This window comes from Paenibacillus sp. J5C2022 (assembly GCF_025567625.1).
In the GTDB taxonomy this organism is placed as follows: Bacteria; Bacillota; Bacilli; order Paenibacillales; family Paenibacillaceae; genus Pristimantibacillus.
Genome location: NZ_JAOQJC010000016.1, coordinates 59,491 through 73,238, shown reverse-complemented (window position 1 = coordinate 73,238; position 13,748 = coordinate 59,491). Strand labels below are relative to the sequence as shown.

7 protein-coding genes are annotated in these 13,748 nt (G+C 50.9%); 1 reads left to right on the top strand and 6 read right to left on the bottom strand.

Annotated elements, in window-relative coordinates:
* Window positions 1–54: 54 nt before the first annotated feature.
* Window positions 55–876, top strand: a complete 822-nt coding sequence (locus tag M6D81_RS14710; RefSeq protein ID WP_262677662.1) for a phytanoyl-CoA dioxygenase family protein — start codon at window positions 55–57, stop codon at window positions 874–876.
* A gap of 96 nt (window positions 877–972) precedes the next feature.
* Here the strand turns inward: M6D81_RS14710 and M6D81_RS14705 are convergent, their stop codons facing one another.
* The 6 genes from M6D81_RS14705 to M6D81_RS14680 all read right to left on the bottom strand — a co-directional run bounded on the left by M6D81_RS14705 (window position 973) and on the right by M6D81_RS14680 (window position 13,550).
* A complete protein-coding gene (locus tag M6D81_RS14705; protein WP_262677661.1) occupies window positions 973–6,873 on the bottom strand; it encodes an S-layer homology domain-containing protein in 5,901 nt (1,966 codons plus the stop codon).
* A gap of 27 nt (window positions 6,874–6,900) precedes the next feature.
* Complete coding sequence (locus M6D81_RS14700; protein ID WP_262677660.1) at window positions 6,901–7,734, bottom strand: carbohydrate ABC transporter permease; 834 nt, start codon at window positions 7,732–7,734, stop codon at window positions 6,901–6,903.
* 2 nt (window positions 7,735–7,736) lie between these two features.
* Window positions 7,737–8,615: a carbohydrate ABC transporter permease gene (locus tag M6D81_RS14695; RefSeq protein ID WP_262677659.1), complete on the bottom strand. Its 879-nt coding sequence runs from the start codon at window positions 8,613–8,615 to the stop codon at window positions 7,737–7,739.
* A 77-nt stretch (window positions 8,616–8,692) separates the two neighbouring features.
* Complete coding sequence (locus M6D81_RS14690) at window positions 8,693–10,051, bottom strand: ABC transporter substrate-binding protein (protein WP_262677658.1); 1,359 nt, start codon at window positions 10,049–10,051, stop codon at window positions 8,693–8,695.
* A 30-nt stretch (window positions 10,052–10,081) separates the two neighbouring features.
* Window positions 10,082–12,502: an alpha-L-rhamnosidase-related protein gene (locus tag M6D81_RS14685; protein WP_262677657.1), complete on the bottom strand. Its 2,421-nt coding sequence runs from the start codon at window positions 12,500–12,502 to the stop codon at window positions 10,082–10,084.
* Entirely contained in the window at window positions 12,486–13,550 is a 1,065-nt protein-coding gene (locus M6D81_RS14680; protein ID WP_262677656.1) for a LacI family DNA-binding transcriptional regulator, read from the bottom strand. The genes M6D81_RS14685 and M6D81_RS14680 overlap by 17 nt, the downstream gene beginning before the upstream one ends.
* Between the last annotated feature and the right edge of the window lie 198 nt (window positions 13,551–13,748).

Sequence of the window (13,748 nt, the reverse complement as noted above, 5' to 3'; positions counted from 1 at the left end):
GTATATTGTTAGCAGGCAATCAACCTCATTCTACATTGTAAAGGCGGTAAAATCATGAATAAATGGGAGCAAGAACTATCGCAGGAGTATACACTTATAGAGGATCAAATCAGAAAGTACGAAGAGGACGGTCACATTTTTTTGACAAATGTGCTCGGTAACGAGGCAATCGCTCAATACGAGAAGCACATCACCGATTGGGTGATGAATCTTAATAAGCATGATAAGCCTGTAGCCCAGCGTGATACTTATGGCAAGGCGTTCATTCAGATCGGCAACTTATGGAGGAGAAGCGAAGACTTACGGGGATTCGTGACGGCAAGGCGGTTCGCGAAAATCGCAGCCGACCTGATGGGCGTTGACGGCGTACGCATCTATCATGATCAAGCGTTGTTCAAGGAGCCCGGAGGCGGACACACGCCTTGGCACCAGGACCAAATCTATTGGCCGCTCGACACAAGCAACACGATCACGATGTGGATGCCGCTGGTGCCGATTCCGCATGAAGTGGGCACGATGACATTCGCCGCCGGAACCCATAAGCTTGGATATGTCAGTCGGCAGGAGATATCGGACGAATCTCATCGTACGCTCGGTCAATTCATCGAAGGCAAGAGCATCCCGCAAGTGAACTACGGCGCAATGGCCGCTGGCGACGCAACGTTCCATGCGGGATGGACGATTCACAGTGCTCCGGGCAACCCGACGGAATACATGCGCAAGGTCATGACCGTCATCTACGTCGCCGACGGCGTTCGCATTGCAGAGCCGGCAAGCAAGGCGCAGGAAAACGATATGAAGCACTGGTTTCCCGGCCTTGGTCCCGGTGATCTCGTCGCCAGCGAGCTTAATCCGTTGGTTTACCGAAGAGCTTAGCTGGTTGAGACGGCTTGCTACGCTCTAAGGACATACAGCGCATTGAGCAGGCAATATAACGGGATGAAATAGTACATCGCTCTAACAAGGCTGCTTCTAAATCAATTGACTGTGCTTTAGCACTCTCAGCACCAAAGAAACTGCTTCTACGCGATTCATCGCTTGTCCCGGGAGAAGACTGCCGTTCCCGTTTCCCCGTACAATTCCTTCCTTGCAGAGGTATGCGATCGCGCTTCTCGCCCAAGCTGCAATATGGCTCTCGTCCTTGAATTCGGACAAAATTGAATCAGCTTCATCCATGGTCATGGGGATTTCCCCCTCTCCTCGAGCAAATCGAAGCGCGTTAGCTGCCATGACCATCCCTTGTTGTCGGGATAGCTTGCGATCCCCATGAAACTGGCCCGCCTCCATTCCCGAGACGATCCCCGCTTCATACCCAATCTCGATAGGCATACTTTCCCAAGATCCTGCTTTGACGTCGCTGAATGAGCTCGGTTTCTCTCCATCTTGCATAATGCCAAGTCCCCGAACTAATAAAGCCGTAAATTCTTTGCGGAGCACACTGCGGCTCGGATCAAAAGATGCACCTCCGACCCCTTGTGTGACAAGTCTCGAGGCGAGCTCGAACACATTGTTCTCTCCCCAGTGGCCGATCATATCCGTGAACCGCTTGGCGTATGAGATAACCGCATAGCTGTCATGACTCGCCAGATTATGAAGCACCGCATACAATTGACCATCTATGTGTTCCACCTTTGTCGGAATCGGGTAGATGGCGCCGTTCTGTCCAATAGAAACGCCAGTCGGAATGCCGCCAACTCCAGCGTCAACAATGTCATTGTCATTGTCGTTGTCAGCGCTAGTATTCATGTCAGTGTCGCTGCCAAGCAAAAGCCATAATTGTGTCGGACTCCCGTTTTTACCGATAGCATCGATCGTTTTGCCCTTATAGCTGAAAGCAAGATGTACGCTTACTGGCATCGCTTCCCAGACGTATCCTTCACTGGACGCAGACCGCCTTAAGCTTTCCGCTTCCTCTGAACTCCATCTCTCGAGCATCCATTTCATCCGGATATCCGACAGATCATCAGTTCCGAGGGCAGCAGCGATTTTCTCCCAATCGAAGCGGTCGGCTTGAAGCGGCAGGATCAACTCCGGTGTCCGAATGGTGACATCTCCTTGACTATCGCCGATTCTCTTCATATCTGCAGCTGTCAAGCCTTCGAATACCGCATCTGAATCTTTGGTTAATCGGACGCTTAAGACCGACTTGTTGTTCAAGGCCAGCAGCTCCATGATTTTGCCGGCATTCAATTCTACCTTCAACAGCCGTCGGCCATCGAACATTTGGAATGCTCCTGATGCGAACGGGCTTGGGCTGCCATCCGCTTTACTGATCAGTCCTGTATCCGGTGCAATGATGACTCCCGAACCCGAATGACCGCCAGATGGCACTTCATAAGTGATAACCGGAACGACGGCTTCAGCACTTCGCTCCCCGATGGCGTTCGAGCCGGTAACGAGGAATCGGTGTTGCCCCGCATCGGCAACAGGAACTTGAATAGCATACGCCGATTCGCTATCGGCCATCTGTAATGCGGCGACGAGCGTATCGAGATTGTCCCACCAGCCGTTCCCATTGCGGTCATTCCACACCTGGATCAAAGCCCCCGGCGCCGCGCTTCCCGCGATTGCATAAGTCTGTTCCTGCGTCGTTATCGGCGTTGACGGACTCGCAACTACGGGCGCAGGCATAACAGGCTCTCTCAAGCGCAGCCCTGCATATCGATAGGGAGTATCTGCTTCCATAATCGAGAACTGGGGCAGCCGCTCCAGACTGGTCCAACGATAAGGGTCGGCCGCTTGTCCCCGAGTCAGTCCATCCGGCCGAACCTCGACGACCATCTGAGCCCGTAATGAGCCCATATCCGCTTGAACAATAGCAATTCCTGGCTGAAGCCCCTTCACCACTCCATTGGAATCCAGTAATACGGTATCCGTCTGCTCAGTGCTCCATACGACAGGCAAGGAAGACAAGCGGTAATTCCCCGCATCCGTCAGTTCCTTGACCGACAAGCGTTCCTCCCCTCCGATTGAAAGTACCGTATGAGCCCGCTCGGCCATAATCGCGATAGGCCCGCTTGTGTCAGGAGCCTTCACACGGAACTTGAGCTCTACAAGACCTATATCGAGAGCAACTTGATCAGGCTTCAGAACATAGATATCCGTATCGCTCAGCGATTGCCCCCGGAAAGCGGATACGTCGATATCGAACGCCTCGAGCTTCCCGTCATAATGAATGGGATAGTTGTTATAGAACGGTTGCTTCGCATCCCATGAACGCATATAGAAGGTCGAAGTTCGACTCTCATAGTCCTCATTTTCGATAAATCCGAACTTCCCCGTCAAATGAACCTCTTGAGCGTCCGGCACCTCCATCGTGATGCGGCCGTTAATCCCGGTTCCAGTCTCGCTTCCACTGAACACAATAGGGTTATCGTAAGACTGTCCGTCTTCCATCATAACCGAAGCGGGACGCGCTGCACCGCCGTAAGGAGATTCCGATTGTCCGAAAAGAAATGGCGCATATCCCGGTTCAATGGTCCAAGCCCCTTCCTCCGCATAGACAGGCAATAAATCCTCAAAAACATATTCGTTTCCGATCACATGGACATAAGCTCGAGCCAAGTAATCGTTCGTAACCAGCGTAATGCTCGCCGTTCCTTTGCCCAGCGCTTCGATCTGACCTTGATTCGTTATTGCAACCAAATCCGGACGATCGCTATAGAATCTCGCATCCTGTCCGGGCGCCCAGACATCGCGGCTGCCGTCGCTGTAGACCTGCTGAACAGCGAGCGAATCGGTTGCGCCGACTGGCACGGACTTATTGATCTCGGCGAACTCCAATCTGCGCACCGTCTTCTGCGGCTCTGTATCTTCATATACAAGCTTGAAATCAGTAAGATCGACCTTCCCGTATGTTATGTCCGTTACGGACTTGTTTCTGACATTGACATCGATTCTGATCCTCTGTCCGGCATAAGCCGATAAATCCGCCTCGATCGTAGTTCCCGTCCCGGTTACAGGCAAATCCTTCTGCACCACGAACAGACTGCCCGCTCCGCCTTCCCTGTACGAGTCGAATATAACCGAATTATAAGTTCCCTCAGGAGTGCCTGCCGGATAGCGGAACGTCGCGACCGCCTTCACGCCAGCTTTGTTCGGGACCGATATCGAGTCGACCGATCCGCTTACCTGCTCCCCTGATTGAAGAGGTTCATAGCGATAGACATCGGTATACGTTTGACCATCCTCCGACAGAACCTCCTCCATCACCTGGGATTTACCATAGGCGTTCCCAGCGCCTAACGTGAACGGATGCCACCCGTTATTCATCGACCAGGTACTCCATGTCGCCGTTTCCAGAAGCGGAAGCAGAGACTGCTCTAAAGGCTGCTTAACGGTCAGTTCGGCTGTTGCAGCTATCGCGCCTACAGTTGCCGTAATGACAGCAGTTCCCGGGTCAAGCGCGGACAATTGACCATTGGAGGATACGATGGCAACAGCCTCATCGCTGCTGGACCATACTGGCGCTTCTGTCATTTCGTCTTGATACAAATAAAAGCCGCCGGGCGTAATGCCGGTAACGTCCAATGTCGTATGAGAACCGGATGTCATATCCAACTGTCTCGCCTGAACCGATTCGAGCTTCTGCTTCTCCAAAGTTTCTCCGGATAGCCGTACGACAAGCCGGCTAAGCTCGGTCGAATAACTGCCGCCGCTAACCAGGGCCAAATCTTCTCCGTCGCCGTTATAGAACACGAGCGTTTGCGGACCGGCAGTCGCAATATCCAGCTTGCCATCCTGACCCGGGTAGACGATTCGCTCGTTCGTGACATCATACTTAGGCAGCGCATCCGGGAAGTACACAGAGTCCGTCACCGCTGCGGGAAGCGTCACGAATACGAACGATTCATTCGCATTCACCTGCTTGCCGCTTCTGGAATATAGGTGCACGCCCGCCTTATCCGCCAAGTTGCGATAGAGCTGTACCGACGATATGGAAGGAGAACCGATCCAAACCTCGCTTCCTCCTGCGGCGTCCTTGTAAGCGGCCGTTGCCAGCCCGCCGGAGCGACCGAGCACTTTAACCCCTTCGGCTTCCGATGCCGAGAATAATGGAATCGGGACAGTGGAGCCGCCCAGAGTCGTTCCTGGCGCTATGCCCTGGAGCAACGGCTCCAGCGGAGCATTGGCCGCTTCTAGGGTGTAGGCTTGAGCTGCCGATTCTGAGATCGGAATGCCGATCACCTCTTCCATCTGCGCCGCCGACCTCGAATCCACACCATTCAAGTCCCTTTTCCAATATCCCGAAGCATACAACCAGACTAGAGTCTTGCCGGTTCTGTCCCATTGCTCCAAATTGCTTCTTTGCTCCTCGTCCAAAGCATACGCATTAGCGAACACATATAACTTGTACTGATCCGCTCTGCCTGCCAGCACATCCGATAACAGCACGATATCGTATGGCGCTCCTGTCTGGGATAATTCGTCCCGAATAAGACGCAGCCTTTCATTCAGGTGTGATGCAGATGACGATTGCACCATCTGAGAAAATTCGTCCACAACGAGCGCGATCTCCGCACCCGATTGACGGGGCAGACCGATAGAAGCCTTCGCCAGCTGATTCATCTTGCGTATTTCTTTCATCATAAGAGCATTATTAAAACCGCCGTAACCGGCGTCGTCATACCAATGCTGACCGTACGATTTCGTTAATGACAACCCGAAATTTCTCCATAACAAGGCAAGCGAGCCCTCCACATTATCGGATAGCGGCGGAGCGCCGTGCGTATCCGTTCCAATATGTGTCGCGTAATCATCCTCCGCCACATACAGCTTGCCGTGGAGCCTTGCTGAATCCATCGCTCCGTGAACACTGGAGAATCCGTCCGACAGATTGCGGCGCGTATAATCTAGCGGCGAATAAATAAGATCAATATCCGGGCTCTCCAATAGCGTGTTAAAGTCAAGCTCGCCCGAAATCGGCCCAAATTGACCGAAGGCTAGCGTATATCCGCTGTAAATGGACATCAGCTTATGATGTCCCGCTTCTTCCTTCACAACACCGGATAGGTATGCAACAAATCTGGACAACTGGCCATTTTGATATTGGACATAATCGATTGCCGGCCGATCCGACTCGGGATTTAGAAACGGATTCCCATTTCTTTTCGCCGGAATGGATGCGCTTTCAAATGTGACATTTGCGTCTCCCCAGGCAGCTCGAAGCTTATTGACATCGGAATGATACGTCAGCTTTAACCAATCCCGGAAAGTCGCCAAATTGCCCAAGCTGCGATCAAAGTCGCGATTCGCCCAAGTGTCGACATTAAACCATTCTCCTGTGCTTCCTCCGCTCAGCATGTAACCTAGAATACGGTCACCCACAGGGCTGGCTTCATAGCGGCGAATTTGCTCCCGGAGGAACAGCTCGGCACGATTTTTCCATTCCGCGGAACCGTAGGAATTCGCCCCCCATGAAGCGCCTTTGTCTACATTCCATTCTGCGCTATTGGAACTGTCGAAGCCAAATGACATGTCCGAGCCGAGCCAGAGGATCGGCAGGAAATAAGCATCCGGATCTTCCTGCAGTATTTTCTCCATCTCGGGCAGCCACACTTCCAGGGTGGGATAACCCGTCGTATGGCGAGGCTGATAAATATGGATGCCGGCATCTGCGGACGCCTCTGTCGATCTGGGATACCATCCCCACTGAAACCATGCGATTAACGGCTCAGGGCGACCATTGATATGCAGAGTAGGTATCCCATCCAAACTTTCGACTGTCGCCGACTGAACGGGCTCATGCGCGAAGCCCCCGGAGATGGTTACCGGTTGCTCCGCATTAGCCTCAAGTTTGTTCGGATACAGCAATGCGCTGGACAATAACATACAGAAACAAAGAAAGGCTGATAAACTACGTTTCATTACCATGCTATAATGCCTCCCAGAATTTATTCTCTATCCTTTAATAGAACCTGCAGTCATGCCCTCAATAAAATAACGGGAAAATAGCAAGTAGACGAGCATGGACGGAATAGTAACAATCGTTAACCCGGCCAACAGTACACCGTAGTTCGTATTATATTGGGACTGAAAATTAAGCAGACCAAGCGGCAGCGTCTTTAACCGGTCATCTGTAATTGTAATCAGCGCCCAGAAAAACTCGCTCCATACGCCGACAAAGCTCATGATGGTGACGACTGCAAGCACCGGTACGATTAAAGGAAGATCGATGTACCAGAAGACGCGCAGCAAGCCCGCCCCATCCATTCTCGCCGCCTCATCCACCTCCTTGGGCAACGTATCCACGAAATTTTTGATCAAATAAATCGCCATCCCGATCCCGCCGCCCACATAGGCCAAAATCAACCCTTGATGCGTATTCAGGAGCTCGAACTCGCGCAGCATCAAGAACACCGGTATCGTCGTCATCTCTGACGTAATCATTAGCGTTGCCAGAAACAGGACAAACAGCACCTTATGGCCCGGCGGCTTCCACTTTCCAAGTGCATACGCAGCAAGCGTTACAACGATTAATTGGCACAGCAGCGTAATCCCTGTGACCGTTATGCTATTCAGCAAATAAATCGACACTTTCCCGACACGAAACGCTTCTGCGTAGTTCGACCATTGGAACCCGTCCGCAGGCCATAACCGTGTAGGATACAACATAATTTCCTTGGTCGATCTCAATGCATTCAAGACCATATAAAGCATCGGGTACAGAATGATAAAAGTAATTAGCGACAACAGCACATAATTGCTCCACCGCGCCAGTTTATTTCCAGACATCTTCATCCCTCACGATTCGCCATAAGTCTTCTACTAATCAACGTCAGCACAAGAATAATGATAAAGAGCAGAATCCCCATGGTGATGGCTTCACCAAATTTGAAGGACAGAAACGCCCTCCGATAAACCATAATTCCAAGCACAGTCGTACTGTCGCCCGGGCCTCCCCCTGTCATCATGTAGATCAGGTCGAATGCTTTAAGGCCGCCAATCAACGACAGTATAAAGTTCACTTCCGTAATGCCGGTCAACAAAGGCCGAAATATGTTCCATAGCATCCTGCCTCTTCCCGCACCGTCTATTCTGGCGCTTTCTATCACTTCCTTAGGGATCGTCAACATCGCAACGATATAGAAAGTAACGGTCATTCCAATATATTTCCATGTGTTGACTGCGATAATCGCGTTCATAGCCGTACCGGGGTCACCGAGCCAGCCTTGAGCAAGCGAGCCGAGACCGATTCTGTGCAGCAACTCATTGACCATGCCGAAATTGGGGGAAAGCATGTTGACCCAGAGAAAGGATACGACTGCTCCCGGCAAAATGACAGGAGTGTAGATAGCGACCCGCAGCAGTTTTTTCCAACGTTCCGATACAAGCGAATAGATGAAATAAGCGACTAAAAATCCAAGAACGGTTTGTACGATTGTCGTAACAAAGGCGAATTTAAGCGTGCGCAGCGTCGATTCCCAAAAGTAGTGATCGCTCCAGATGGTATCATAATTTTTCCAGCCGACCCATCTAAAATCCGTCGTAAATCCGTTCCAATCGGTAAAGCTGCGAATCAAGCTGGTCGATACCGGATATAGGAAAAAAGCGATGAACAACAGGAAGGCCGGCAGCAAAAACAGGTAGGCCAACAGCGTTTTGCGTTCTGTCATGTGGTTCTCCTCGTCACAATCGCGGGACTGACGTCACTTACAGGACGCCAGCCGTCTACGATTGATTGGAAATTTTTTTATTGATTTTTTCCTGCTTCTATAGCCTTGCGATGATCCTTCTCCATCTTCTCCGCGATGCTGTTCACATCTGAATTGCTCTTCAGCAAATACTCGGCAAAGGTCGCTTGCAACAGCTTGGCAAGTTCTCCGGGATTGTAGCTTAGCTGTTTCTTTGGATAATCCGAAGAGCTGGAAGCGATTTGATCGATTAGCGTATCTATCGTTTCGTTTCCGGTTTTCAGACTCTTCAGTACAGGCATCGAGTTCGTCGATTCAGCCCAACGCTTCTGATTGTCCTCGCTGGTCAAGTATTTCAGGAATGCAACGGATTCTTCCGGATGCTTGGTCGTCTTGAGTACGAAAAAACCGTCAGCCGTTAGCGGAGCCTCGGCTTTCATCCCCTCGGGAGCCGGGAACAGGAATGCACCGAGCTCATCGTCAATGTTCGGCTGAAGCGCCGAGATCTGATTGTTGTTCCCTAATGTCATCGCCGCCTTCTTGCTAAGCAGCAGATTGGATACCTCGTCTCCGCCTACTGCGAACGCGTCCTTGCCGAAGAAGCCCTGCTCATACCATCTCTTCGTCAGCTCCATAGCCTCGATATGTTCGGGAGCTTCGTAGCTCTCCTCGCCTTTCAACCAATCTCCCGTTGCCGTACCGTTGCGGAAGAAGTTCATACCGGCGAATGAATCCTTCAGAATATCCAGACTTCCGTCTTTGCCGCTGGCCGCAAGCGGAATGATGCCCTTCGACGCTAACGTCGACATTACCGCTTCTAATTGCTCTCTCGTTTGCGGAATTTGAAGCTGATTGTCCTGGAACATCTTTTTGTTATAGATGACGACCTGGAATGAGAGCTTAAACGGAATGTTGGAAATATACGGTTTCTCCGGACTTACGATACTGCTTGCCAGAAGGTCGTTGCGAACGAATGAATTTTTCCATGCTTCATCTTTGTCCAAATATTCGTCCAATGGAAGAGCTGCGTCGACCTCATTGACGAACGGCGCCATCCAATGCGTCCAGCCAAACGAAACATCAGGCTCTTGCTTGGAAGCCACTTTCGTCTGCATGACCTCGATGACTTTATCCCAAGGCACAATTTCCGGCTCAACCTTAATATTGGGATTTGCTGCTTCAAAGTTTTTGATCGTTTCATTCATGAGTTCCTCATATTCAGGCCAGATATAGAGGAATTTAAGAGTAATCTGCTCGCCTTGACCGGAAGGCGGTGAAGTCGACGACTCCGACGACTTCGGCGAGGCATCTGAATTCGAAGCGCCTGATCCGTTATTATTCGTTCCGCAAGCTGCCAGCAACAAGATCAACGCTGCGCATAAAGTCCATACTCCCCAAACATTAATCCTCTTTTTCATTTTGACTGCTCCCCTTAAATGTATTTATTTTCAATGCTTGCACATTAAAAATCGACCATTTGGCGTATGCCATTCCCCGCCGGCAACAGATTCATACAAACTTCCGTCCGGCAGTTCGATTCGCACCGGTATTCCTTCCGGACTTCGTAAAGAAACGTCCAGGCTCCCATCTTGCGTTATCCGCCAAGCCACTCGCACTTCCCCGACAGGAGTGGCCACAGTCCCTTTCGCCCAGGCGAGGTTTCCCGTACTCGGTTTGATGAGAATGCGGCGATATCCACTGTCTTCCGGCTGGACGCCAAGAATATGACTCGTGAATTCATAGATCGGGACCGCTCCCCAACCGTGACAGTCGCTTCTTTGCGACACCGGGTCTTCGACCCAAGTCGTGAGCCCTTGCGCCGCCAGCCTTCTCCAGGTATCCCAGTGCTCGAAGGAGCGATCATATTTCCCCGTCTTCTCCAAACTGCGGAAGAGGAAGAAGGACATGGCGTAAGAAACGGAAGGCAGCGATTGATGAAGCAGCATACGATCTATAAGCAGGCTCGCCTCTTCCCCCTGAGCGGTACCGGAGAGCACCGCCCAGATTTGCGCATGCTGAGAAAATAACTTTGTGCCGGGGCCGTCCTCGAACAATTGCTCCTCATCCGACCAGCAATGCTGCCTGACCGCATACTTGACAGCTTCCGCACGACTCCGATATTCCTCTGCCGTGGAGCTGCGGCCCGTATGTGCATTAAGCTCCGCCGCTACCTGAAGAGCGCTTGCGTACAATAAGCTATAGACGGTTAAAGGCCCGCTCTCATTCGCTATCGGCACCCCTTGGTTATGCCTCCACTCCTCCACCCAATCTACGAAGGACCACACCTGTCCAGGCAATTTGCCCACCAGCCCGTCCTCATTCAATTGAGCTTCAAACCAGCCCAGAATGGCGTCAACCGTTGGCAAATATTTGCGAACAAGCGCTAAATCTCCGAAGTAGCGATAATGATCGGCAATCATCATGATCCAGTACACGGAAAAGCCCGGAATGACTTGCGGATATACAGATGGATAACGGCTCTGGATCATGCCATCCGGCATAAGCGAGCTATGGAAATCAAAAATAGCTTTTCTGGCCAAGCGGTCATCCGCACTAAGCTGGAATGTAAAAAGCGCTTGCAGGCGAGTATCCATGATATATTGCATCTGTTCATAATAAGGGCAATCCTCATACGTTTCATGCATGCATCTCTTCAGCGTGTTGATGCTTATGTCCCATAAGGGCATCAGTGATTCGTCCGAGCATGCGAATGTTGCTTTGACTTCCAGAGGATAACCAGTCTCCCGAAAATAGAAGCGGTGCAAGCGAAGTTCCTCTTCCTTGGCCTGGGCCGTTAGCTTGACGAACCGAAAGGTGCGAAACTCGAATGGCTCATAACGCTCCCACTCGCCCGTCTCAGCGTCTCCAATACCCGCCGCTATGTACTTGTCCTTCTCGCCATAAAGCCGCCTGCCTTCAGGATCGTCGCGAATATCTTTGTTTCTCCTGATCGTCGACTCCGGCTCCTTCTCATAACACTCGGAGCATAGAATTTCGATGTCTGCGTCCTTTCCTCCCGATAGTTCCAAAACCAGATAGCCTGTCAGCAATTCCCCTGCGTCAAGCTCTACTTCGAACCGTTCTCCCGGCTGAACGATCCGGCCTTGCGAATCGTCATGTTCACTCAATTGATGGAATATGGGGTTCGCCCCTGCTGCGCTTATGCGCTTGATGCCCGCAAATCCCCTCTCTTGCTCATATAAAGGCGGTATTGTCCTTGGGACAAGAGGCCATGGCGTCAATTGACCGAACATCATATCCATTACATCAGATACCATGACTGCCGGTTTCCAGCCCATTGCAGTATCCTTGCGCATTTGCCAACCGAACGGCAGCTTTCGGCCAATCACCCGCTCTGTGCCGCCAACATAAAGTGTTTCTTGTTCCCCGGCTTCAAAGACAATCGCATCGTCGATAAGACACTCCCATTGTTCGTCGCTTGAAAGCGAAATGGTTGCGCAACCATTTTGCTGCGTCAAAGATCCTTCGAACAGAAACGCACCTTGATTGGATCTCCATACAGAAGCAGGTCCTCCCACTCCCAATCGAAACGGCTCACAGAGCGTGTAATGCACAACCTTGACCGCCAAAGTGTTAAGTCCAGCAACCAAAAATGTCGATAGATCGACTGTCTCATAGTAGTGCGTATACCGATCTCCCTTGCATGGGCCGACGCTCGCCGACATTCCATTGACATAAAGCCGATAGCGGCTGTCGGCGGTAATACGGCACACGAGTCGGGCGGAGCCGATATCAGAAACGTTGAAGCTTCTTCGGAAATATACAATTTCGTGCTTCCCTTCCATGAGGGTCACCGGCTCGCCCGAGCTCCAGATCCATCTCGCCTTCCAATCAGTCATGCTGTTCATTGATACCCTCCGTCTGCATTAATAGCGGTCCTGTACTTTCATTCACCTGCAGCGTACATTTAATCAGCAGGCTGGCTGTATCCTCCTTCCCGTTAATCAAATCGATCAGCAGCTCCGCCGACAGCTCTCCCAAGCGATAGCGGGGATGAACGACAGTCGTCATTCTTGGATAGCTGTGCTTTGCAATATCGTTGCCGTCAATCCCGATAATGGAGATATCCTCCGGAATTCTGAGCCTTGTACGGTGAGCAGCCTGTAGCGCTCCTACTGCCAATGTGTCGTTAGCCGCAAATATAGCTGTAGGCCGCGGCGTAGTGAGGAGCAAACGGTAGGTCGCTTCTTCCGCCAATCGCACATCTTCCTTGTCAATAAGGGCGATATGTTCCGTGTTCAGCGGAATATTAATTCTCCCTTGCGCGTCTTTATAGGCCTTAAAGCGGTCAATCCATACATCCGCATCCCTGTTTAAGGACAAGTGCGCAATCGCTTTATGTCCCAGTTCATGCAGATGATCCATCGCCACCGTCGCTGCCATGTAGTTATCGATTTGGATCGAAGTGAGCAGTGTTTGCTTGGGAGAAGGATCAACAAGCACGAATTGAACCGAATGCTTCTCATTCGCGTTAAGTCGCTCCAGCTCTCTTAGCAGTTTCTCCTGCAAACCGATTGAATCGAATTCGAACGAGGTGAGAATCATCCCGTCCACACGCTTCTCCATTAGAAGATTGATGTTGCTCATCGCGCTCTCATAGTTCATCCCATTGCATATAAAAACGTTTTTCCCAAGCTCCCTCGCTTTAGTCTCAACGCCGAGAATAAAATCTGAGAAGTAGGGATTAGCAATATTGGACAGCAACACGCCTATCGTATTCGTTCGATTGGTTACCAGACTTCGCGCAATGCTGTTAGGCATGTAATTGATTTGCTTGATCGCTTGCTCCACTTTCAGTCGAGTCCGTTCCTTGACGGATTGGGGATCATTAATAACCCTTGAAACCGTAATGGGTGCTACACCAGCCAGTTTAGCCACATCTTTTAAAGTTGCCATTTATCTTGTCTCCACTTGAAATGATTGCGTTACCATTTTGATAATAACCTAATCTTTTTGGGAATTCAAGCATTATTTTGTTCTGAGATAATGTCACTATGAGACAAGAGACATTGACATTGACGAGAGCAGAACTGAAGAAGGTATCCACAGTTCAGACTAGAAACAATGAAAAAGCACCGGAAAATCCCGGTGCTG